Annotated in this window: 18 protein-coding genes and 1 tRNA gene; 7 read left to right on the top strand and 12 right to left on the bottom strand. The window is 59.5% G+C overall.

All coding sequences use genetic code 11. The features are described 5' to 3' along the window. Positions 1-35: 35 nt before the first annotated feature. The 12 genes from HLUCCO03_RS18255 to def form a co-directional block, all read right to left on the bottom strand. Positions 36-467, bottom strand: a complete 432-nt coding sequence (locus HLUCCO03_RS18255) for a hypothetical protein (protein WP_027830274.1) — start codon at positions 465-467, stop codon at positions 36-38. Beyond that, complete coding sequence (locus HLUCCO03_RS18260; protein WP_027830275.1) at positions 464-1876, bottom strand: restriction endonuclease subunit S; 1413 nt, start codon at positions 1874-1876, stop codon at positions 464-466. The genes HLUCCO03_RS18255 and HLUCCO03_RS18260 overlap by 4 nt, the downstream gene beginning before the upstream one ends. Next, positions 1873-3441, bottom strand: a complete 1569-nt coding sequence (locus tag HLUCCO03_RS18265; RefSeq protein WP_027830276.1) for an N-6 DNA methylase — start codon at positions 3439-3441, stop codon at positions 1873-1875. The genes HLUCCO03_RS18260 and HLUCCO03_RS18265 overlap by 4 nt, the downstream gene beginning before the upstream one ends. A gap of 189 nt (positions 3442-3630) precedes the next feature. Further along, positions 3631-5532 carry a type I restriction-modification system endonuclease gene (gene hsdR, locus HLUCCO03_RS19455; protein ID WP_367142379.1) on the bottom strand — a complete coding sequence of 634 codons (1902 nt, stop codon included), beginning with the start codon at positions 5530-5532 and terminating at the stop codon, positions 3631-3633. Then, positions 5463-7154 carry a DEAD/DEAH box helicase family protein gene (locus HLUCCO03_RS19460; protein ID WP_367142380.1) on the bottom strand — a complete coding sequence of 564 codons (1692 nt, stop codon included), beginning with the start codon at positions 7152-7154 and terminating at the stop codon, positions 5463-5465. The genes hsdR and HLUCCO03_RS19460 overlap by 70 nt, the downstream gene beginning before the upstream one ends. Before the next feature lie 118 nt (positions 7155-7272). Then, a tRNA-Pro gene (locus tag HLUCCO03_RS18275) sits at positions 7273-7349 on the bottom strand. Between the two features lie 140 nt (positions 7350-7489). Beyond that, positions 7490-9571 carry a glycine--tRNA ligase subunit beta gene (glyS, locus tag HLUCCO03_RS18280; RefSeq protein ID WP_027830278.1) on the bottom strand — a complete coding sequence of 694 codons (2082 nt, stop codon included), beginning with the start codon at positions 9569-9571 and terminating at the stop codon, positions 7490-7492. 2 nt (positions 9572-9573) lie between these two features. Next, positions 9574-10593, bottom strand: coding sequence for a glycine--tRNA ligase subunit alpha (gene glyQ / locus HLUCCO03_RS18285; protein ID WP_027830279.1), 1020 nt, complete (start codon positions 10591-10593; stop codon positions 9574-9576). 126 nt (positions 10594-10719) lie between these two features. After that, positions 10720-12123, bottom strand: coding sequence for a Trk system potassium transporter TrkA (trkA, locus tag HLUCCO03_RS18290; RefSeq protein ID WP_027830280.1), 1404 nt, complete (start codon positions 12121-12123; stop codon positions 10720-10722). Then, positions 12120-13421 carry a 16S rRNA (cytosine(967)-C(5))-methyltransferase RsmB gene (gene rsmB / locus HLUCCO03_RS18295; protein ID WP_027830281.1) on the bottom strand — a complete coding sequence of 434 codons (1302 nt, stop codon included), beginning with the start codon at positions 13419-13421 and terminating at the stop codon, positions 12120-12122. Before rsmB ends, trkA begins: the two co-directional genes overlap by 4 nt. Beyond that, positions 13422-14357 carry a methionyl-tRNA formyltransferase gene (gene fmt / locus HLUCCO03_RS18300; RefSeq protein ID WP_027830282.1) on the bottom strand — a complete coding sequence of 312 codons (936 nt, stop codon included), beginning with the start codon at positions 14355-14357 and terminating at the stop codon, positions 13422-13424. 105 nt (positions 14358-14462) lie between these two features. Beyond that, positions 14463-14966 (bottom strand): peptide deformylase, encoded by a 504-nt coding sequence (gene def / locus HLUCCO03_RS18305; RefSeq protein WP_027830283.1) that lies wholly within the window; start codon positions 14964-14966, stop codon positions 14463-14465. Between the two features lie 374 nt (positions 14967-15340). On the opposite strand from def, the gene HLUCCO03_RS18310 reads away from it, so the two are divergent. From HLUCCO03_RS18310 to HLUCCO03_RS18340, 7 genes are all read left to right on the top strand, one after another. Then, the gene (locus tag HLUCCO03_RS18310) at positions 15341-16357 is read left to right on the top strand and encodes a LysM peptidoglycan-binding domain-containing protein (protein WP_027830284.1); all 1017 of its coding nucleotides are present in this window, start codon (positions 15341-15343) and stop codon (positions 16355-16357) included. Between the two features lie 130 nt (positions 16358-16487). After that, positions 16488-17657, top strand: a complete 1170-nt coding sequence (gene dprA, locus HLUCCO03_RS18315; protein WP_197025627.1) for a DNA-processing protein DprA — start codon at positions 16488-16490, stop codon at positions 17655-17657. A gap of 26 nt (positions 17658-17683) precedes the next feature. Further along, complete coding sequence (locus HLUCCO03_RS18320) at positions 17684-18259, top strand: L-threonylcarbamoyladenylate synthase (protein ID WP_027830286.1); 576 nt, start codon at positions 17684-17686, stop codon at positions 18257-18259. Between the two features lie 8 nt (positions 18260-18267). Beyond that, positions 18268-19194 (top strand): oxygen-dependent coproporphyrinogen oxidase, encoded by a 927-nt coding sequence (gene hemF, locus HLUCCO03_RS18325; protein ID WP_027830287.1) that lies wholly within the window; start codon positions 18268-18270, stop codon positions 19192-19194. Continuing rightward, the gene (aroE, locus tag HLUCCO03_RS18330) at positions 19187-20014 is read left to right on the top strand and encodes a shikimate dehydrogenase (protein WP_027830288.1); all 828 of its coding nucleotides are present in this window, start codon (positions 19187-19189) and stop codon (positions 20012-20014) included. The genes hemF and aroE overlap by 8 nt, the downstream gene beginning before the upstream one ends. A gap of 73 nt (positions 20015-20087) precedes the next feature. Then, positions 20088-20861, top strand: a complete 774-nt coding sequence (locus HLUCCO03_RS18335) for a MotA/TolQ/ExbB proton channel family protein (RefSeq protein ID WP_027830289.1) — start codon at positions 20088-20090, stop codon at positions 20859-20861. Between the two features lie 3 nt (positions 20862-20864). Then, on the top strand, positions 20865-21698 hold the full coding sequence (locus tag HLUCCO03_RS18340; RefSeq protein WP_027830290.1) for a flagellar motor protein MotB: 834 nt from the start codon (positions 20865-20867) through the stop codon (positions 21696-21698). Positions 21699-21783: the final 85 nt, after the last annotated feature.

Raw genomic sequence — 21783 nt, forward strand, 5'->3', positions numbered from 1 at the left:
ACTCCATGCGGGGGCAGATCAGAACTGCCCCCGCTTCACAGGCATTCAGGCAATTTGCTGAATAGTAGCGCTCTTAGTTCGGACTTCCTTTCATCAAGCTCACTGTAGGGCACCGTTTCTACCGTTTTACCCACAGCACATAAACAGACTTCCTGCTTGGTCTCATAGTCCTCACGTAACAGGGCGTTCTGATCCCCATTCGCGCAGGCATTAACCATGGCGTATTCCAGCTCCATGGGATAACGCTTCGCGTCCAGAAAATTGCGATCTACCAGACCGTACCCGGTAAAGCCAACAGTGAACGCTAAAACCGCCGGTAAAGCACCTCGGGCACCGTACTTATGGCCCGTGATGGGCTTCTGGCACTTTTTACACTCGATTTTGCGGTGCTGATCCAATTCATTAACGGCAGCACAGGCAGGGCAATTCACCGATACGGCGGTCGAGTTTTCGATTTCCTCGGTCATGTAGCAGCCTGTTCTGTTTTCCTGATTTTTTTGCGGCGTCCTGAAGGTTTTTGAGCCGCCCGCTCCGCCTTGATCCGCTCCAGCAACGCCTCTGCACTGTTCTCACCGCTGATCAGCTCCGGATTGTCCTGGCGCCATTGCTCGGTGAGTTCGCCCCGGAAGGCCTTGGCCAGGATGGACTGGGTGAGGTTGTTGACGCGGGCCAGGGCGTTGTTGACCTGTTGTTCGATGCGATCGGCGTTGGCGAAGAGTTGGTCTACTCGGTGGACGATTTCGGTTTGTTCCTCTGGCGTGGGCCAGTTGAGCTCTAATTGGCGAAACTTTTTCTGAGTCAGGTTCATGCCACTTTCGGAAATGCCCGTTTTCAGAGTTTCAATCTTCTCAAGCACATTGGGGCTGTTGAGCTGCAGTGCTAGGAATTTGCTACTCCCATTTCCCTCAATGACTCTATAGCGATATACCTTGTCGCAAATCATCAGATTCTTTGATGTGCTACTGACGTAACAAGTGATACCGCATCGCGACCTAGGCCCTGCTCTTGTCGTGAGTATGTCGCTAGCTAAAACACGTAGCTGTGGCCTTACATCGAGGCTATCCGGGAGTTTTTTATTTTCATTTTCTAGAAATGCCATCGGAAGAACTGATGATGTTTTGATAACCCCCCAGGATTCATCAGAAGTGGGCTCATTGTGGCATTTTGGGCTCCACCCCTGATCAATGTTTCCAATTACGTCACCTAAGACTGCTACCCCCCATTCAGGCAAACCAGTTCGGTCCCGCCACTCCTCCGTCAACCGCCCACTCACCGCCGCAGCCAGAACAGACTGGCGGAAGCGTTTGAGGATTTTCGGAATGCGTTCGAGGCGGGCTTTGGTGTTTTCCACCTGGGCCAGCAGGGTGTCGAGTTTGTCGGCGATGACTTTCTGTTCGGCGAGGGGTGGTAACGCTATCGGGAAGGATTCTACAAATGTTCTTGGAACCCGACGCAGACCAACTGCACCGGTCATGTTCTCTGCACCTTGCTGCATGAACGACTGAGTTTTGATGATTGCAAAGAGCAGGCTGGGTGAAATTTCCTTACTGGCCGGCCTCAGAACGTAGAATTCTGAACTCCCAGCGCCAATTCCGCTGGGCATATCTCGCACAATGGCCGCTTTGCCATTCTCGAAACAGGGAGTCACCTTGGCGAATATGACATCGCCATCAGCGAAGTTGGTATAGGACTTTTTGATTTCTCCCCACAGCTTTTCTTCGTGCTGCAACGCTCCGTGATAATCAGTAGGAGCTAGTGCCATTGGAACAAAGCCCGCCGTTTGCTCAGCGTTGGCGTCATTCTTCGGGTTGAGCACGACAACATCTGCCAGCGAGCATCGAGCCCAACTTCCTGGAGCGTGATTTGTTTCCTTCACGACTTATCCTCTAGCTCTGTAACCAATGCTTCCAGTTCACCTAATGCAGCTTTCAACTCCCCCATCGCCTCACCCGCCAGCACACTCGGCTCCGGCAAATTGGCCGCATCCACACTGTCGCTGTCCTTCAACCACGAAATATCCAGCGAGTCGCCCTTGTGCTCGGCAATCCATTGACGGCTGAAGCGGCGCCAGCGGCTGTGGGCCAGGCGTGGGTCCACGCCTTCGTTCTCGTCGCTGTGTTCGGGCAGTTCGATGGCGTCGGAGTGGAAGCTGTATTCGCCCTCTTCCCGTTCGCTGTCGCCGTTGGGGCTGTCGCCATACACGCCCTCAAAGGGCTTTAGGTGCTGGTCGCCAAACGGAGTGCGTTTGCCAAAGCTGGGCATGTTGGTGCGAAGGTCGTAGACCCAGACGTTCTCGGTGCAGTTTTCTTCCTGGTACTTGTCCACCGCGCTGCCCTTGGTAAAGAACAGCACGTTGGTTTTCACGCCCTGGGCGTAGAAGATGCCGGTGGGCAGGCGCAGGATGGTGTGCAGGTTGCACTTGTTCATCAGGTCCCGGCGCACGTCGGTGCCCACGCCGGCTTCGAACAGTACGTTATCCGGCAGTACCACGGCGGCGCGGCCACCGGGTTTGAGGTTGCGGTAGATGTGCTGCAGGAAGGCGAGCTGTTTGTTGCTGGTTTTGTAGGTCAGGTCGTCCCGGGTGATGCTGGCGTCGCCGCCCTTGCTGGTTCCGAAGGGCGGGTTGGCGAGGATCACGTCGGCCTTTTCCAGCCCTGCGCCGGTCTGGCCCAGGGCATTGCCCAGGTGCACCACGCCTTCGGCATCCCCTTCCATCCCGTGCAGCAGGCAGTTCATCAGGGCCAGGCGGCGGGTGCCGGGCACCAGTTCGATGCCCACGTAAGCCTGGGTGGTCTGGAAGGTTTTGTCTTTGTCGCTCAATTCGTACAGGTCATCGGTCTGGCTTTTGATGTATTCGTGGGCGGCAATCAGAAAGCCCGCCGTGCCCGCGGCCGGGTCCTGGATGCGCTCGCCCGGCTGCGGCTTCAGGCAGTTCACCATGGTGTTGATCAGGGCGCGGGGGGTGAAGTACTGGCCGGCACCGGACTTGGTTTCATTGGCGTTCTTCTCTAGCAGGCCCTCGTAAAGGTCGCCCAGGCCGTCTTTCCGGGCGCTGAACCAGTCGATCTGGTCCAGGGTCTTGATCATCTGCTCCAGGTGGCGGGGTTCGCGCAGGCGGGTCTGGGCATCGGCGTAGATGGCGCTGATCAGCGGGTCGTCGTGCACCAGGTTACCATCGCCGTCCTTGCCGGTGGAAAGGCTAAGCAGGATGCGTTTGTAATCGTTCAGCAGGTTGATGCCGGATTTGCCGTTCAGGTCGGTCCAGCGGCAGCCTTCCGGCAGCGGGTGCTTTTTAAGGGTGCCGGCTTCGGTGTTCTCGTGCACCATCTTGATGAACAGCAGCAGCACCAGTTCGGTGACGTAGTCCGAGTAGTTGATGCCGTCGTCCCGCAGAACGTCGCAGAGGTTCCAGAGTTTCTGGACGATGTCGTTGTTGGTCATGGGTGATCCTTTGATGGGCGCGTCATCTTGTTCAGCGCCTCATGTATAAAAAATGCCGAAATCTTTGCACGTTGCGGGCGACATGTTAAGAAAAGCCGGTTTTCTATGCATATCATTCGGGCTATGTCGAAAAAAGGTGAAAAAATCGACATAGATTGAATCTATGTCGATACGGTAAACATGGTCGAATCAGGCACTCTGCTCCGGCCACATCGCCTCATTCAACTCCTCCAGCACCGTATCCAGCTGCGCCCCCAGCACCTTGTCCATCTGCCTGGCGCCACCGTCATCGGCAAAGCGGTGGTTCACAAATTCCCGGTCGATGATCACTTCGTGCACCAGTTGCCTGGCCAGGCGTTCCAGCCATTTGCGCTGGTTCGGGGTCCAGTTGTGCTGGGTGTAAATGCGGTCCATGGCTTCGGCCACCCGCTGTTCGAAGGGAATCAGCGGTTCGCCCAGGGCGGCGCGGCGGATGTAGCCGATGATGCTGGCGGCGATGTCCTTGTTGGTCTGGTTGCGCACGGCGCTTTGCAGCCGGGCTTCGGAATAGCCGTGGTTGTCCAGCAGCAGTTTTACTTCCCGTAGCTGGTCCCGGGTGAGGTCCCGGGGTTTGTTGACCACCACGGCGAGGGCGGCGGACTGGTTGAGCTGCTGTTTGATGAATTCGTTGAAGCTGTCCAGGTAATCTTCGGGTTTGCTGTGCACGCCATAAGTCTGGGTGCGGTCGCGGATTTCGTCTTCGTGGTCGGAGATCAGGGGCATGTATTCGCTGCCCACCAGGGATTTTACTTCTGCCAGCTGGTTCAGCAGGCCGCTGTGCTGTTTGATGAACTCCGAGGCTTGCCGCGGGCCGAGTTGGTGCAGGTGGGTGTGCAGGGATTTCGGTTCCACGCCCCAGCTTTGATGCAGTTCGTCCAGTTTCTGTTTCAGCTCCGGCCGGCTTTCCGCTTTGTTGTCGGCCTTGCGCAGTACCCGCATGAGTTTCTGGCTGAGCTGGCTGAGCACTACGTCAGCCTGGCTTTCGTCCGGTAACTCGCCGGGGCTGTTGAGGGCCTTTTCCAGTTGCTCGTCGTCGGTGAGTTCGTCCACCAGTTGCTCCAGGGTGATATTGGGGTCTTTCACCAGGGGCTTCATGGTGTTCACATCCTGCAGGGCAGCGTAGATGTCCACCGGGTCGTAGATGCGGAACACGGTCTTGCCGATCTCGTCGCAACGGCGGGTGGCGCGGCCGATCATCTGTTCGTACAGGATGCGTGAGCGTATCCGGCGCATGAACACCAGGTTGCAGATGCGCGGCACGTCGATACCGGTGGTCAGCAGGTCCACGGTGATGGCGATGTTGGGGTAACGCTCGTTCTTGTAGCGGCGGATGAGCTGGTCCACCTTGTCGCTCTGGCCGGTGATCTTGGCCACTGCGGCTTCGTTGTACTGGCCGTTGTAGAGATCCTTGAAGGCGTCATCCAGCAGGCGTTTCACCATATCCGCGTGCAGGTCGGTGGCGCAGAAGATCATGGTTTTCTCGTCGCCGAATGGGTCCAGCTCCTGCACCAGTTGTTCGCAGATTACCCGGTTGAAGTTCTCGTTGATCACCCGGCGGTTAAAGGCATCAACTTCAAAGTTGAGTTCGTCTTCCAGTTCGGTGGTGTCCACTTCCCCGGTCTGGGTGTTGATCACCTCCACAGGTTTGCCCTTTTCAAAGGTAATGCCATTCTGGGTGAGCAGGGTTTCATAGCGGATGGGTGGTTCGTGGTCGATCAGCCAGTCATCCGCCACGGCTTCCCGGTAGGAGTAGGTGTACACCGGTTTGCCGAAGATTTCGCTGGTGTGCTTGGCCGGGGTGGCGGTGAGGCCGATCTTGACCGCATCGAAGTAATCCAGCACGCGGCGGTAGCTGGAGAGGTACTGGCTGGTGTCCCGCAGGGCGAGTTCGCCTTCGGTCATTTCCTGGTCCAGGGTGTAGCCCCGGTGGGCTTCATCAATGATGATGCAATCAAACTGGTCGATGGGCGGCGGCTCATCGCTCATAAATATGCGTTTGACCATCGCCTGCACGGTGGCCACCTGGATGCGGGTTTCGGCTTCCGCCGCCATGTCGCCCAGTTCGGCGACGTTGTAGATCTTGCTGAGGGTGTGGTTCTGCTCCAGCGGTCGTTGAAGGCATCGATGGCCTGCTGGCCCAGTGCGGTGCGGTCCACCAGAAACAGAATGCGGTGGAAGCGCTCGGCCTTCAGGAACCGGTACATCAACCCGATGATGGTGCGGGTTTTCCCGGTGCCGGTGGCCATGGCCAGCAGTGCCGTGCGTACACCGCGAGCCAGGGCGTGTTCAGTAGCGACAATGGCCTTCTGTTGATAGTCCCGCAGTTTCAGGTAGCCGAAGGGCTCTTCCTTTAACAGTTTCTCGGCGTTCTCTCTATCCCGTTCCAGCAAATCCAGCAGGCCGCCGGGTGTGTGGAACCGGGGCAGTGCCCGGCGCAGATTGCTGGTTTCCCGCACATCCCGGAACCAGGTGCCGGATTGCTCTGCCAACTGAGGTACGAAGGGGCGACCGTTGCAGGAATACACGAAGGGCACGTGGTAATGGCCGCTTTCATCGGCAGGCCAGGCAATGGTGCGGCCGGTCAGCTCCCAGGCGCCCACTAACGGAGCCTCCACCTTGAAACCCTTGCTGTAGCGCTCGGCCTGGCGGATCTTGCCGGCCACGTTGGTGTTTTCTTTCTTGGCTTCCACCACGGCGATGGGGGTTAAACCCACGAACAGCACGTAATCGGCCCGGCCCTTGCCGCCACTATGATTGGTTGGCCACTCGGCAATAGCGCGATAGGCGCCTTTCTCCGGGCGGGCACCTTTCTGAAAGGTGATGTCCTGGCTGTCTGCCTCCCAGCCTGCTTCCTGCAATTGCTGGTCAATAAGAATGCGGGTGAGTTCTTCGTTCAGTACCAGGGTATCCGTGGCGGCCCTGGTCTGTTTCGCCACCTTCTGGCGCTGCTGGTTCACGGTGTGTTCGCCCTGCTCCGTGAGCTTTTGTTGCAGGGCCTTGATCTTTTGCTCGTAAGCCTGTTGCTGCCGGGTCAGTGCCCGTTCGTGCTGGCGGGCCTGCTCGGCCAGGGCCCGGGATTCCTCGTCCATGGCCACGGCAAGGGCTTCGAATTCGGCTTTTTCTTTCTCGATCAGCTGGCTGAGCTGCTGGCTGCTGTCCAGCTCCATGTTGGCGTGTTGCAGATCGTGGCGGAGCTTTTCGATGTCGCTCTGGAGCTGGCGTAACTGGGTGCTTGGGTCGGAGGGCGGTACAAAAGGGCCGGGCTTGAAGCTGGCACCGGCTTTACCAAAGGAGCGATGAAACCAGATAGCCAGGGCGCGCGCTACTTTCAGGCCGTCCATGGCCTCTTTGTGCCGGGTGCGGAACTGGTGGGTCGCTTTGTTGCCCTCGATGCGCAGGATGTGGAAAAGCTCTTTGATCTGCGGTTCCAGCCGCAATTCGCGGTTCAGGCGGTATAGAAGCTCGGACTGGCTGGTTTGTTCGTCAAGTTCGATACCGGAAAGTGCGGCCAGGTGCTGGGCCAGGGCTTCGCCAAGCTGGCGGAGTTTGATCAGGGTGGTGTTGGGGTCACTGGCGAAGGCGCGTTCGGCGGATTCGGCCAGCTCCACGAAGAGTGAATCGTGTTCTGACAGAAATGAAAAGTTGCCGGTCGTGAATTCCGTTGCCTGGTTCAATGTGTCCCTCCGCGACAGTCTTACCGCAGAACATTAGCAGACTTGTCAAGGATACAGAAACGCGATGCCGGAATAGGCGAGGTATCGAAAGGAGGAGAAAACAAGGAAAACGGGAAAATGGTCGGCGTGGCAGGATTCGAACCTGCGACCCCTTCGTCCCGAACGAAGTGCGCTACCAAGCTGCGCCACACGCCGATCAACGGCCGGTATTATACGGATTAAGTGGTTATTTACCAGCCCCCGGCGGATAAAACGGCATCCGTAGAGTTACCGGTATTGTCATCTCTGGCTGATGACGGAGGGCCGGCTCAGTAGCCCGGCCCTCCGTGTGTGCGTTATCCGGCGGTTGGCAGTACTGAGATGTCCGCCACTCGCAGGAACAGGTTCCGCAGCAGGTTGAGCATGGCCAGGCGGTTGGCGCGCACGGCTTCGTCGTCGGCCATGACCATGACTTCGTCAAAGAAGTTGTCCACCGGTTCCCGCAGGTTGGCCAGGGAACTCAGCGCCGTGGCGTAATCGCCCTTCTCGAACAGTGGCAGCACTTTCTCCGCCTGCTGGCGGATCTGCTCGGCCAGGGCTTTCTCGGCGCTGTCCTGCAGCAGATCGGTGTCGATGGTTTCACCAATGCTGTCACCGCCCTGCTTGGTCAGGATGTTGGACACCCGCTTGTTGGCGCCGGCCAGGGCCAGGGCTTCCGGCAGCTGGCGGAAGGCTTCCACGGCTTTCACCCGGCGGTCAAAGTCCAGCGGACGTGTGGGACGGCGGGCGTGTACGGCCAGGTAGACCTCGGCGCTGATGCCCTGCTCTTCGTAATGGGCGCGGAAGCGCTCCAGCATGTAATCCACCACGGTATCGGCGACATTCGGCTCGGTAATCGCTGTGTGCTCTTCCTCGGCCCACTCACACAGGGCCTGCAGGTCCAGCGGCAGCTCCCGTTCAATGATGATGCGCAGTACACCCAGGGAGGCGCGACGCAGGCCGAAGGGATCGCGGGTGCCGGACGGTGGCTGGTTGATGCCGAACAGTCCCACCAGGGAATCGATGCGGTCGGCAATGGCCACGGCACAGCCGGTCAGGGTGGCCGGAAGGTCATCGCCGGCGAAGCGCGGCATGTACTGCTCGTTCAGTGCACTGGCCACGTCTTCGTTCTCACCGTCGTTGGCGGCGTAGTATTGGCCCATGATGCCCTGGAGGTCGGTGAATTCCAGTACCATTTCCGTGACCAGGTCGGTCTTGGCCAGCATGGCGGCGCGCTCGGCGAGCACCGGATCACTGCCAATGGCGTCGGCGATCTTCTTCGCCAGTGCGGCCACGCGCATGGACTTGTCGTAGAGGCTGCCCAGTTTTTCCTGGAACACGATCGGCTTGAGCTGGTCGATACGGTCTTCCAGTTTTGTCTTGCGGTCGGTGTCGTAGAAGAAGGCGGCGTCGGACAGGCGCGGGCGAATCACCTTCTCGTTACCGGAGATCACCTGTTGCGGGTCTTTGCTTTCCAGGTTGGCGACGGTGATAAACAGCGGGAGCATCTTGCCGTCGGCAGAGACCACGTGGAAATACTTCTGGTGTTCCTTCATGGAGGAAATCAGCGCTTCGGCCGGTACTTCCAGGAAACGTTCCTCGAAGCGGCCCATCAGGGGCACCGGCCATTCGTTCAGGGCGGTGACTTCGTCCAGCAGGTCCTCATCAATCACGGCCTGTCCGCCGGCTTCTTTCTTTGCAATGGCCATGACACCGTCGCGAATCTGCTCCCGGCGCTCGGCAAAGTCGGCAATCACATAGCCTTCCTGGCGCAGCACCACTTCGTAGTCACCGGGGGTTGGAACAATCAGTGACCTGGGGCAGTGGAAACGGTGGCCACGGGTCTTGTTGCCCGGGGTCAGCCCCATCACCGGGGTTTCGATGACCTTGTTGCCGAACAGCATGATGGCCCAGTGTACCGGACGCACGAACTCGGTACGGTGGGCACCCCAGCGCATGCGCTTGGGGATGGGCAGTGCCGCCAGCGACCGGTCCACCAGTTCCGGCATCAGTTCAACAGTGGGGCGGCCTTTTTCGATGGTGCGATAGACCACCCAGGCGCCTTTGTCGGTTTCCAGCGTATCCAGCTGGTCCGGTGTTACGCCCAGGGAGGTGGCGAAGCCGGTCAGGGCCCGGGTGGGGTTGCCGGAATCGTCAAAGGCGGCTTTTACGGCCGGGCCGCGTTTTTCCACCGGTTTGTCCGGCTGGGCGTCTTCCAGATCACGAACCCGCACAGCCAGTCGGCGTGGCGCGGCAAAGGCTTCCACCTTGCCGAAACCCAGGCCGGCCTCTTCCAGGCCACTGGCAATGCCACGGGTAAAAGCGTCGGAAAGCGGCTTCAGCGCCTTGGGAGGCAGCTCTTCGGTGCCCAGTTCGACCAGAAAATCCTGTGTTGACATGATTATGCGTTCCCCTGTTCCTGCTGAGCTTTTTTCGCTTTCTTGCCCTTCTTGCCTTTTTCATCGGCGGCGTCGGCGGCTGCCAGTACTTCCTTGCGCAACGCCTCGGGCGCCAGCGGGAAGCCAAGCTTGCGGCGGCTGTCGAAGTACGCCTGGGCAACCGAACGGGCAAGGGTGCGAACCCGCAGGATAAAACGCTGACGCTCGGTCACCGAGATGGCGTGCCGGGCGTCCAGCAGGTTGAAAGTATGGGAGGCCTTGAGTACCTGCTCGTAGGCGGGCAAAGCCAGGCCGGCCTCGATCAGGCGGGCGCTCTCACGCTCGTGCACGTCGAAGCTGTGGAACAGAAATTCGGTATCGGCATGCTCGAAGTTGTAGGTGGACATTTCCACTTCCTGCTGGTGGAACACGTCCCCGTAGGTGACCACGCCGTCCGGGCCTTCGGTCCAGACCAGGTCGTAAACACTGTCCACGCCCTGCAGGTACATGGCGATGCGCTCGAGCCCGTAGGTGAGTTCACCGGTAACCGGGTAACACTCCAGGCCGCCGACCTGCTGGAAATAGGTGAACTGGGTCACCTCCATGCCATTGAGCCAGATTTCCCAGCCCAGACCCCAGGCGCCGAGGGTGGGTGATTCCCAGTTGTCTTCCACGAAGCGGATATCGTGTACCAGCGGGTCCAGGCCCAGGGCCTTCAGGGAATCCAGGTACAGCTCCTGGATGTTGTCCGGAGACGGCTTCAGCACCACCTGGAACTGGTAATAGTGTTGCAGGCGATTGGGGTTTTCCCCGTAGCGGCCGTCGGTGGGGCGGCGACTGGGCTGGACATAGGCGGCGTTCCAGGTTTCCGGGCCGATGGAGCGCAGGAAGGTGGCAGGATGGAAAGTGCCCGCCCCCACTTCCATATCCAGAGGCTGGAGTACCACGCAGCCGTGCTGCGCCCAGAAATTCTGCAGGGCGAGAATCAGGCCCTGGAAGGTTTTGATGTCCGGGGTGTTTGCGGAAGTTGCCTTGTCTGTCACGACGTTTGCCTGCTGGTCAGTCTGTGTGTGGCGCCCGGGCACCTGGCCGGGGCACTCTGAAAAAAGGGGCATTATACGCCTGCAAATCGCGTATTTCTAAGGCCGGTTCACAGGCCTGATTTTGCACTAGAAGAAGGTCAGCCCCACCTGGAACAGCTTCTCCACTTCCCGTATCCGGGATTTGTCCACCAGGAACAGGATCACATGGTCATCGGGCTGAATCCGCAGGTGGTCGTGGGCAATGAGCACTTCGTTGTGGCGAACGATGGCGCCGATGGTTGTCCCTTCCGGCAGATTGATCTCGTCCAGCCGCTTGCCCACCACCTTGGAAGAGCGGTGATCGCCATGGGCGATGGCCTCGATGGCTTCGGCAGCGCCCCTGCGCAGCGAGTGAACATTGACGACGTCCCCGCGGCGCACGTGGGTCAGCAGGCTGCCAATGGTGGTTTGCTGGGGCGAAATGGCCACGTCGATATCGCCGCCCTGGATCAGGTCCACGTAATCCGGGTTGTTGATCAGGGTCAGTACCTTGCGTGCCCCCAGGCGTTTGGCCAGCAACGAGGCCATGATATTGGCCTCGTCGTCGTTGGTAACGGCGCAGAACACATCGGTATTCTCGATGTTTTCTTCCAGCAGTATGTCCTTGTTGGCCGCGTTACCTTCCAGCACCACGGTCTTGCGCAGATTCTCGGAGAGCATCACACAACGTTCGTGGCCGCGCTCCAGCAGTTTCACCTGATAGCGGGACTCCAGGGTGTGGGCCAGGCGCTGGCCGATATTGCCACCGCCACAGATGAAGATGCGCTTGTAGGGCTTTTCCAGCGGCTGGAGCTCGCTCATCACCGAGCGGATGTGGTCGGAGGCAGCAATAAAGAACACCTCGTCGCCGTCCTCTATCACTGTGTCACCCTGGGGCATGATGGCCCGGCCTTTGCGGAAGATGGCGGCCACACGGGTTTCGATTTTCGGCATGTGGCTGCGCAGATAGGACAACTCGTGGCCTACCAGCGGCCCCCCTTCTGTCGCACGGATGGCTACAAGCTGGACCAGGCCCTTGGAGAATTCCAGCACCTGCAGGGCGCCCGGGTATTCGATCAGCCGGGTGATGTGCTTGGTAACCAGATGTTCCGGGCTGATCAGAACGTCGATGGGAAAGCCCCGCAGGCTGTCCAGGTCCTTCTTCTGGTCGCGCTGGTAGAACAGTTCCGGTTTTGCCAGATAGGCATTGGCGCGCACCCGGCAAATCGTGGTTGGTGTCTTGTACAGCAGTTTGGCCACCTGGCAGGCCACCATATTGGTCTCGTCGCTGTTGGTGACGGCGATAACCATGTCGCCATCCTCCGCGCCGGCCTGTCGCAGGACGGTCGGGAAAGAAGCGCTGCCCTGTACCGTACGGATATCCAGGCGATCCTGAAGCTCCCGCAGGCGGGCACTGTCACCATCAATGACGGTGATGTCATTGGCTTCGTTGGCGAGGTTTTCTGCCAGGGTACCACCCACCTGGCCGGCACCGAGAATAAGGATTTTCATGATTCAGGTTTCTCCAGCACGGCGTAAAAGAATCCATCGTGGCTTTCGGCGGCAGGCAGCAGCTGGCGGCCGTATTCTGTATCACGGCCCCAGAGCACATCCGGTTCGATCAGTACCGCGTTACTCTGCTGCTTCAGGAATCGACGGATTATACGGTGATTCTCCTGCGGGAACACGGAGCAGGTGGCATACACCAGACGGCCCCCTGGTGCGAGCACCTGCCACATGGCGGTCAGCAGGCCCAGCTGAATGTTCGCCAGCGGCACAATGTCCGATTCCCGGCGCAACAGTTTGATATCCGGGTGCCGGCGAATAACGCCGGTGGCGCTGCAGGGAACGTCCAGAAGAATGCGGTCAAAGGGCCTGCCATCCCACCATTCGTCAATGTTGGCTGCATCCGCCTGCTTCAGGGTGGCGACCAGGTCGAGCCGGTCGAGGTTTTCCTGCACGCGGGGCAGCCGGTCAGCGGACTCATCAATGGCGACCACTTCCTCCAGTCCGCTGCAACTTTCAAGGATAGCGCAGGTTTTGCCACCGGGTGCGGCACAGGCATCCAGCACGCGCTGGCCGGGGGCCAGATCCATCAGGGTGGTGCAGAGCTGGGCTGCTTCGTCCTGGATGCTGACGGCGCCGTCGGCAAACCAGGGCAGCCGGTCCACCGGGACCGGCGAGGCGAGCTGGATCGCGAAGGGGGCAAACAGGGTGGCGGCTGCTTCGATGCCGGCTTCGTCCAGTTGCCGAAGGTAATCGTCACGGGTGAAACGGCGGGCATTGACCCGCAGTGTCATGGGCGCCTGGGCGTTATTGGCGGCAAGGATGGCCTGCCAGTCATGGGGCCAGTTGTGGCGCAGCTTTTCCAGCATCCAGTGGGGATGACTGAAGCGCACGCTGTCATCAGGGCACGGGGGCTCTCCTTCCCGTTCCGCCGCCCGCAGCACGCCGTTGACCAGTCCGGTGAGGTGAGGCTTGTCGAGTGTGCGGCACGCTTCCACGGTTTCATTGAGCACGGCGTAGGTGGCCTGCTCGCTGAATCGAAGCTGGAACAGCGCCACCAGCATCAGGTGGTGGACAATCCGGTCCGGTTTGCGCAATGGCTTTTTCAGGCGGCCCTGCAGCTCTGCATCGAGGCGGTGGAACCAGCGGCAGCTGCCATAGCAGAGCGCCTGGAGTTGCGGGCGTTCGTTGTCGGCAACGTCATCCAGGGCCGGGGGAAGGCATTGTGACAGCGACTGGCCATTTTCAACGGACTGCAGCACCCGGGCGGCCACGGCCCGAACTGGCTGGCCCCGGCCAGTCATTCAGTGCAGCTCCTGGCCGGGCATCAGTATCTCCTTGCCGCCATTGATCAGATCATTGACTGACTGCGGGCGCGAACCGGGCAGCTGCAGGTGCGTGATTCTCAGGGATTCCAGGCCACAGGCCACATCAATGCCGTCTCTGCCGCGGTGGATTACGGTGCCCGGGTGCCTGTCACTGGTGTCTTCAAGAACCTCCGCCCGATGGATGCGGATGCGCAGGTCATCAACATCCGTGTAGGTGCCCGGCCAGGGATTGAAGGCGCGAATCAGCCGATTGATGGCAGGTGCGTCAAGGGTCCAGTCAATGTGGCCTTCGTCCTTGCTGAGCTTGCTGGCGTAGCAGGCCCGGCTTTCATCCTGGGCTTCGCCCCGGAGTTCGCCCCTTTCCAGATGTTCCAGCGCCTTGACGATGGCCTCACCCCCCATCCCGGCCAGGCGGTCATGGAGGCTGCCGCCGGTATCGTCTTCCCTGATGGGGGTAATGGCTTTCAGCAGCATATCGCCGGTGTCCAGGCCGGCATCCATTTGCATGATGGTAATCCCGGTTTCCCGGTCACCGGCGGCAATGGCCCGTTGAATCGGGGCTGCACCGCGCCAGCGGGGTAACAGGGAGGCATGAATGTTGAGGCAGCCATGGCGGGGGATATCCAGTACCGCCTGGGGCAGGATCAGCCCGTAGGCGGCGACAACCATCACGTCGGCATCCAGGGCCCTGAGCTCGCCCTGTGCTTCGGGTGTTTTCAGGGACCGGGGCTGGAACACGGGGATACCGGCTTCCAGGGCCACCTGTTTTACCGGGCCGGGCGTGAGCTTGCGGCCACGGCCGGCGGGCCGGTCGGGCTGGGAGTAGACACCAACCACCTGGTGTCGGGTTGAAAGCAGGGCTTTCAGGGCGGTGGCTGCAAAATCGGGGGTGCCGGCAAAAACAAGTCGCACGGGGTATCGTTCTCTGGTCCGTTGAATACGAAAAGACCGGGTTCACACCCGGTCCTGGTTCACGCTGTATCTGGCAGCCTGTCAGCGGCTGTATGCCGGGCTGTTTCAGGCGCTTTTCTTGTGGAGCTTTTCCAGCTTCTTGCGAATCCGGGTGCGTTTCAGTGAGCTGAGATAGTCCACGAACAGCTTGCCGTTAAGATGATCCATTTCGTGCTGGATGCATACGGCCAGCAGGCCGTGGGCTTCCAGTTCGAACGGTTTGCCATCCCGGTCGATGGCGCGGATCATGCAGTGCTCGATCCGGGAAACGTCTTCATAGAATCCCGGTACAGAAAGGCAGCCTTCCTGCATGTCTTCAAACTCGCCATCCAAGACTTCCACTTCCGGGTTTATGAATACCCGCGGCTCACTCTTGTCTTCCGACAGGTCCATCACGATGATCTGCTTGTGCACGTTCACCTGGGTAGCCGCGAGGCCAATGCCGGGCGCATCGTACATGGTCTCGAACATGTCGTCGATCAGCTTGCGGGTCTCGTCTGTTACCTCATCTACCGGCTTGGCAATCGTGCGCAAGCGGGGATCCGGGTATTCGAGAATATCTAGTATCATGGCGCTCGTACTTTTCGTCTCTGTATCTGGCTTTCACCGTTATCTTTTGTAACGGTGTGAATACTGTCTCCGAAATGCGACAGCGTACTGCGCATTTTTCCATCCCGTGACTATTATGATCGGGATGAAAGAGCCGGTTTCAACGGGTTAGTGCCGTTTATAGTGCTATTATCCCTCAACTCGCTCATTGAGTACAAACTGATCAGGCGATAGTTAAAAGCTTTCGGCCGTAACGTAGAATTTACTGGAAGAACAAAAGATAACATCACAATTTGCGAGACATCTTCTATAGTAGTGGTATAAAAGGCAGAGTACCGGCTGCATACCAAGAAATGAATCTGTCGATTCAAGGCACGCGATCAAGGACTTAAACAATGAGGAAACTGCTGTACGCTCTGGCGGCAAGCATGCTGCTGCTAACTTCCTGGGCCCAGGCCGCCCCGGAGCTGAGGTCCGATCATCCCGAGCGTTACACCGTCGTGAAGGGTGACACCCTGTGGGATATTTCCGCCCGCTTTCTGGATAACCCCTGGTACTGGCCGGAAATCTGGCATGTGAACCCGCAGGTGCAGAACCCTCACCTTATCTACCCGGGCGACGAACTGGCCCTGGTTTATATTGATGGCGAGCCACGTGTGACCAAGGTGTCCAGCAACCGGGTCGAGAAACTGTCTCCCAAGGTACGTTCCGAGGCCATCGACACACCGATTCCCGCCATTCCCCTGGACGCAATCAGCAGCTTCCTCTCGGATACCCGTATCGTCAGTGTTGACGAAATCAACGGTGCGCCCTACGTGCTGGAAGGCGAAGATGGCCGCATTATCACCGGCGCCGGAGACCGGGTTTACGCCCGTGGTGAAAAGCCCGCCGACAATGTGGGTATTTTCCGTCGCAGCAAGGAGTTCCGGGACCCGGAAACCGGCGAGTTCCTGGGCCTCGAAGCCCGCAGTATCGCCCGGGGTGAAGTCACCGCGGAGGACGGTGATGTGCTGACGCTTGCCCTCAAGAGCTCCAGTGAGGAAGTCCGTATCGGCGATCGACTGCTGGCAAGTGAAGAGCGGCGGATTACCACCAGCTTCGTACCCAGTGCTCCGGACGAGGACATTGAAGCCGAGATGATTTCGGTTGACGGTGGTGTCAACCAGATCGGCCAGTTTGATGTGGTGGCCATCAACCGCGGCGAGCGTGAAGGTCTGAAGCCGGGCAACGTCATGGCGGTGCTGAAGAGCGGTAACCTGGTCAGGGACCCGGTCACCGACGAAACCATTGAGCTGCCGTCCGAGCGTGCCGGTTTGATGATGGTGTTCCAGACCTATGAGAAAATGAGCTATGGCCTGATTCTGCAAGCCACACGCTCCTTGGCGGTTGGTGACAAGGTGACCAATCCGTGATGGGCTGAAATCAGTCATCAGCCACAGAAAAGGAGCCGTCTCGCCGGCTCCTTTTTTTGTGGCATAATTCAACCGGCCCCGCCAGGAACGCGAGGCAGCCCACTGATTACCTGATCCATGGAAGGAAGCCATGCCCCCAGTTACTGTTACCAGAGCTACCGCGGACCTGTTTTCATCGGAAACCGGATTCCGGGTGTTTCTGTCCTGCCTGCCGAAATTCGGCGCCCGCCGCCAGCAGGCCATTCTTGAACACTTCCCCGGCTTTCAAGGCTTATGGACCAGCAATGCGGCGACCCTGAAGGCACTGGGGCTGGCGCCGGAAACGGTCGAGGCATTGGAAGCATGGCGTCGCCAGGATGCTGCCCATCCGGTTGTCGCTGTTACCGCCACTATCCTGGATGATTGCCTGAGAACCGGCACCGACATCCTCACCATGGCCGACGCCGACTATCCGGAACCACTGAAACATATCCAGGATCCACCACTGGTGCTGTATCTGCGTGGCAACCGGGCCTGTCTCGGGCGGGAACAGATCGGTATTGTCGGTAGCCGCAATGCCACCCGGGCCGGGCTGGAACATGCCCGCTCCTTTGCTGCAGCGCTTGGCAGGCGGGGGCTGCTGGTGACCAGCGGGTTGGCACTGGGTGTGGATGGTGCTGCCCACGCAGGCGCTCTGGATGCGGGTTTTCCCACTGTGGCGGTGATCGGTAACGGCGTGGACCAACCCTACCCCTACCGCCACCGGACGCTGAGTGAACGTATTGTCGGTGATGGCGTGATCGTATCGGAGTACCCGCCGGGCACATCGGCGAAAGCGGGGCACTTTCCCCGGCGCAACCGGATCATCAGCGGACTCAGCAGGGGTATCCTGGTGGTTGAGGCGGGACTGAAAAGCGGTTCCCTGATCACCGCCCGGCTTGCCCTCGAACAGGGGCGGGAGGTGTTTGCCATCCCCGGTTCCGTGCACAACCCCCTGGCACGGGGATGTCATGATCTGATTCGACAAGGCGCGAAGCTGGTGGAAACCGTGGATGACATCTGTGAGGAGCTGGGTGCCTGGTGGAGCGATCAGGGCCGGCGGGAGGGAGCGGCTGCCCCGGAACCGTCCAATCCGGCAATGGCAGGATTGGAGTCGCGGGAAATCGCGGTTCTGGAGGCTTTAGGGTATGATCCGCAATCAACCGATGATTTATGTTCAGTGACAGGCCTTCCCGCCGACCAGCTGATGCAGTCGCTGCTGCTTCTGGAGCTCCAGGGGCTGGTGGATGCGGCGCCCGGAGGGTTTCAGCGGATTGCCTGAACGCTATTCAGTGACCCGACGCTTCCATGAATAAACCACAGCAACCTTTATCTGACTGGCATCTTCATTGTGCCCGCCGCACCCTGCTTGGTGGCGGTGTCATTGCCTATCCGACCGAGGCGGTCTGGGGCCTGGGGTGCGATCCCTGGGACCCGGACGCCGTTGACCGGATTCTTGAGCTCAAGCAGCGCCCGGTTGAAAAAGGGGTGATACTGGTAGCGGCCTCTGTCGATCAGATACGGTTCCTGCTGGATCCCTTGCCAAAGGAACTGCAGCAAAAAGCCATGGCTTACTGGCCCGGCCCGGTAACCTGTCTGTTACCGGATATCCTGAAGCAGATTCCGGATCAGGTCAGGGGCCGCCACAGTTCCATTGCGGTGCGTGTCAGTGATCACCCGGTTGTGCGGGCCCTTTGCGAGACGGCGGGCTTCCCTCTGGTATCCACGTCATGCAATCCCGCCGGCCGACAGCCGGCCCGCACCTCCTGGCAGGTACGCCGGTATTTCGAGGGGCAGCTGGACTGGCTGGTGCCGGGGCAACTGGGTGGTAACCGGCAGCCCAGCCGTATAATCGATATTGTCAGCGGAAAACAACTGCGTTAGGAGTGTTCATGCCACAGCAACCGGACAGCCATGCCGTCAAACAATACCTGCTGGCACTGCAGGAGCAGATCTGCCAACGGCTGGCCACGGTGGATGGCAAGGGTGAATTCGAAACGGATGCCTGGGACAGGCCCGAGGGTGGAGGCGGCATCAGCCGGGTGATCACGGATGGCGCCGTGTTCGAGAAAGGGGGCGTTAATTTTTCCCACGTGATGGGTGACACCATGCCCGCTTCCGCCACCGCCCATCGCCCCCATCTTGCCGGTGCGCCCTGGCAGGCGATGGGTGTATCCCTGGTCATGCACCCCCACAACCCTTACGTACCCACCTCCCATGCCAACGTGCGGTTCTTCGTGGCAACGCCGGAAAATGCCGAGCCGGTATACTGGTTCGGTGGTGGTTATGACCTTACCCCCTATTACGGTTTTGACGAAGACTGCGTGCACTGGCACCGGGTGGCGAAGGCTGCCTGTGATCCCTTTGGCGAGCAGATGTACCGCAAGTACAAGCACTGGTGTGACGACTATTTTTATCTCAGGCACCGGGACGAGCCGCGGGGTGTGGGCGGATTGTTCTTTGACGATCACAATACCGGGGATTTCGGTCAGGATTTTGCGCTGATGCAATCGGTGGGTGACAGTTTTATCGAGGCCTATGAACCGATTGTGCAGCGTCGCAAAGACATGCCCTGGAGTACCCGTGAGCGGGATTTCCAGCTCTATCGCCGGGGCCGCTATGTGGAATTCAACCTGGTCTATGACCGTGGCACCCTGTTTGGCCTGCAGTCCGGTGGCCGCACGGAGTCCATCCTGATGTCATTACCCCCGCTGGTGCGCTGGGAATACAGCTATGCGCCGGAACCTGGCTCGGAAGAGGCGCGGCTGACCGAGCATTTTCTCACCGGACGTGACTGGCTGGAGACTGCCGATGAATAATGACCTGTACGCCGTGGTGGGCAATCCCATCAGCCACAGCAAATCCCCCCGTATCCACAGCCTGTTTGCCAGCCAGACCGGCGAACAGCTGGAATACACCGCCATTCAGGCACCGTTGGACGATTTTGAGGGTACTGTGCGTGATTTTTTCCGGCGTGGCGGCATGGGGCTGAACGTGACCGTGCCTTTCAAGGAACTGGCATGGCGGCTGGCGGACTGGCGCACCGAGCGCGCGGAACTGGCCGGTGCAGCCAATACTCTGTATCAGGACAGTAAAGGTTTACTTACCGCCGATAACACGGATGGCAAGGGCCTGGTGACGGACCTCACGGCAAATCATGGTATCAGCCTGAAGGGCAAGCGCATTCTGGTGCTGGGTGCCGGCGGGGCGGTTCGCGGGGTGCTGGGGCCCCTGCTGGGGGAACACCCCGCAGCTGTGGTTATTGCCAATCGTACGGTTGCCAAAGCCGAGGCCCTGGTAGCACTGTTCCGGCCCGTTGCGGGCAAGACCGGTCTCGAAGCCTGCGGTTTCGGCCAGCCTGCGGAACCCTTCGATCTCGTTATCAATGGTACCAGCGCCAGCCTGCAGGGTGATCTGCCACCGGTGTCGGCAAATGTGATCGGTGCCGGCACCGTGGTCTACGACATGATGTATTCTCTGCAGACCACAACGTTCAACCAGTGGGCATCGAACCACGGTGCCACCCGGGTATTTGATGGCCTGGGCATGCTGGTGGAGCAGGCGGCAGAGTCGTTCCGGATTTGGCGTGGAATTCGCCCGCAAACACAGCCGGTCATCGATGAATTGAGAAATGACTGAGCTCAAGCCGGGCCCATGGGCTATGCTCAGCAGGTGTACAAGATTCCCAAAGGTCTCTGATTAAAGGTTGCTGATGGATATTCTTACCCTTGTGGGGCTGGTGGCGGGTATTCTCATTGTTGTGCTCGCCATGCTGGCCAATGCGTCGCTTCTCACCTTCTTCAACCTTCCCGGCCTTGCCATTGTGCTGGGTGGCACCTTTGCCGTCACCCTGATCAAGTTTCGCCTCCCCTCCGTCATGAGCGCGTTCCGACTGGCCTTTGCCACCGCGTTCACCGAGCGTGTGGAACGGCCTGCCGAGCTGATCCGGGAGGTTGGTGCGTTGGCACTGGTGGTGCGCAAGGAAGGTATTCTGGGCCTGGAGAATCACCAGACCAGTAACGAGTTTCTGCGCAAGGCCATCAACCTGTGTGTTGACGGTCACTCTCCGGAACTCGTCGAGGAGGCACTGGCCCAGGAAACCCAGCAGGCAGCGGAACGTTACGAAGTGGCTGAGCGGGTGTTCCGCGGCATCGGCGAATCCGCCCCTGCCATTGGCATGCTGGGTACACTGGTGGGGCTGGTGCAGATGCTCAACACCCTGGATGACCCTTCCTCCATTGGCCCGGCCATGGCCATCGCGTTGCTGACCACGCTTTACGGTGCCTTTATTGCACAGCTGATCGCCCTGCCCCTGGCGGACAAACTCCAGCTCAAGGCGGAGGACGAAGCCCGCAATCAGTTGCTGATCACCACATCCATACGCAACATCATGCGCGGAGAGAATCCGCGGGTCATGACCGAGTTGCTGTCGTCCTTCGTAACCCCGGATCAGCGAACCGATCTTGCGCCGGAGCGGGAGGCGTAGGTTTTGCCCGTGCGCCAGCCAGTCAAAAAGAAAAATCATGGTCGGGGGTCGCCGGCCTGGATTGTTACCTTTGCCGATCTGGCCACGCTGCTGCTGACCTTCTTCATTCTGCTGTTGTCCTTCGCGGAGATGGATGTGGAAAAGTATCGCGCCATGGCCAACTCCATGGCGGACGCGTTTGGAAGTAACCAGGTGTTGTCCGATGACGTGGGCGGGTCACCCCTGACCCTGGTCGAGTCGGACACCGTGTCCCTTCCGGAACCCACGGAAACCGCCACCAGCGAACCTGAATTCATTGACGAGCGTGCCGACGGCGAGGCACCCACAAAGATTCCGGCCGGTGTCATCGACCTGGCCAGCCGCATGATCGAGGAGCTGGAAGCAGAGGTGGCTTCGGAGGCGCTGAATGTCACTTATGATGAGAACCAGGTGGTTATCCGTTTTTCCGAGGAAGCCACCTTCCGTTCCGGGGAGGCATCCATCAAACCGGAGATGATCCCCATTATTGAAAGGGTGGTGGATGTGCTTGCCGGTTGCAGCGGTGATGTCCTGGTGGCCGGTTACACTGATGACCGTCCCATATCCAGCGGCCGCTATCGTTCCAACTGGGACCTGTCGGCGGCCCGGGCGGTTTCTGTTGTCCATGAACTGGTGCTCAATCGCCAGGTACCGGCAGAGCGGGTGGTGGCTGCAGGCCGGGCTGAAACCAATCCGCTGGTGCCCAATGACAGCGAAGAGAGCCGCGCTAAAAACCGGCGGGTAGAGATTGCCATCCGGGATCCGGAATGCGACGACAGCATCGACACCGAGCAGCTGCCTGTGGAAATCATGCCCTGACAATGCCTTATGCTTGTCGGGCAGCCTCTCATAGACAATTCATATAACTCCCCTGCGTTCAGATCTTTATACTGTGCACCCTCGA

It is taken from the genome of Marinobacter sp. HL-58, assembly GCF_001314605.1.
Lineage (GTDB): Bacteria > Pseudomonadota > Gammaproteobacteria > Pseudomonadales > Oleiphilaceae > Marinobacter.

What these genes read in the sequence shown, in the direction of transcription:
- HLUCCO03_RS18265 (WP_027830276.1), bottom strand. Translation starts at nt 3,441, where the DNA reads ATGACCAACAACGACATCGTCCAGAAACTCTGGAACCTCTGCGACGTT.
- dprA (WP_197025627.1), top strand. Translation starts at nt 16,488, where the DNA reads ATGCCCCCAGTTACTGTTACCAGAGCTACCGCGGACCTGTTTTCATCG.
- HLUCCO03_RS18310 (WP_027830284.1), top strand. Translation starts at nt 15,341, where the DNA reads ATGAGGAAACTGCTGTACGCTCTGGCGGCAAGCATGCTGCTGCTAACT.
- HLUCCO03_RS18255 (WP_027830274.1), bottom strand. Translation starts at nt 467, where the DNA reads ATGACCGAGGAAATCGAAAACTCGACCGCCGTATCGGTGAATTGCCCT.
- hemF (WP_027830287.1), top strand. Translation starts at nt 18,268, where the DNA reads ATGCCACAGCAACCGGACAGCCATGCCGTCAAACAATACCTGCTGGCA.
- glyS (WP_027830278.1), bottom strand. Translation starts at nt 9,571, where the DNA reads ATGTCAACACAGGATTTTCTGGTCGAACTGGGCACCGAAGAGCTGCCT.
- trkA (WP_027830280.1), bottom strand. Translation starts at nt 12,123, where the DNA reads ATGAAAATCCTTATTCTCGGTGCCGGCCAGGTGGGTGGTACCCTGGCA.
- rsmB (WP_027830281.1), bottom strand. Translation starts at nt 13,421, where the DNA reads ATGACTGGCCGGGGCCAGCCAGTTCGGGCCGTGGCCGCCCGGGTGCTG.
- HLUCCO03_RS18320 (WP_027830286.1), top strand. Translation starts at nt 17,684, where the DNA reads ATGAATAAACCACAGCAACCTTTATCTGACTGGCATCTTCATTGTGCC.
- HLUCCO03_RS18335 (WP_027830289.1), top strand. Translation starts at nt 20,088, where the DNA reads ATGGATATTCTTACCCTTGTGGGGCTGGTGGCGGGTATTCTCATTGTT.
- def (WP_027830283.1), bottom strand. Translation starts at nt 14,966, where the DNA reads ATGATACTAGATATTCTCGAATACCCGGATCCCCGCTTGCGCACGATT.
- hsdR (WP_367142379.1), bottom strand. Translation starts at nt 5,532, where the DNA reads ATGGCGGCGGAAGCCGAAACCCGCATCCAGGTGGCCACCGTGCAGGCG.
- aroE (WP_027830288.1), top strand. Translation starts at nt 19,187, where the DNA reads ATGAATAATGACCTGTACGCCGTGGTGGGCAATCCCATCAGCCACAGC.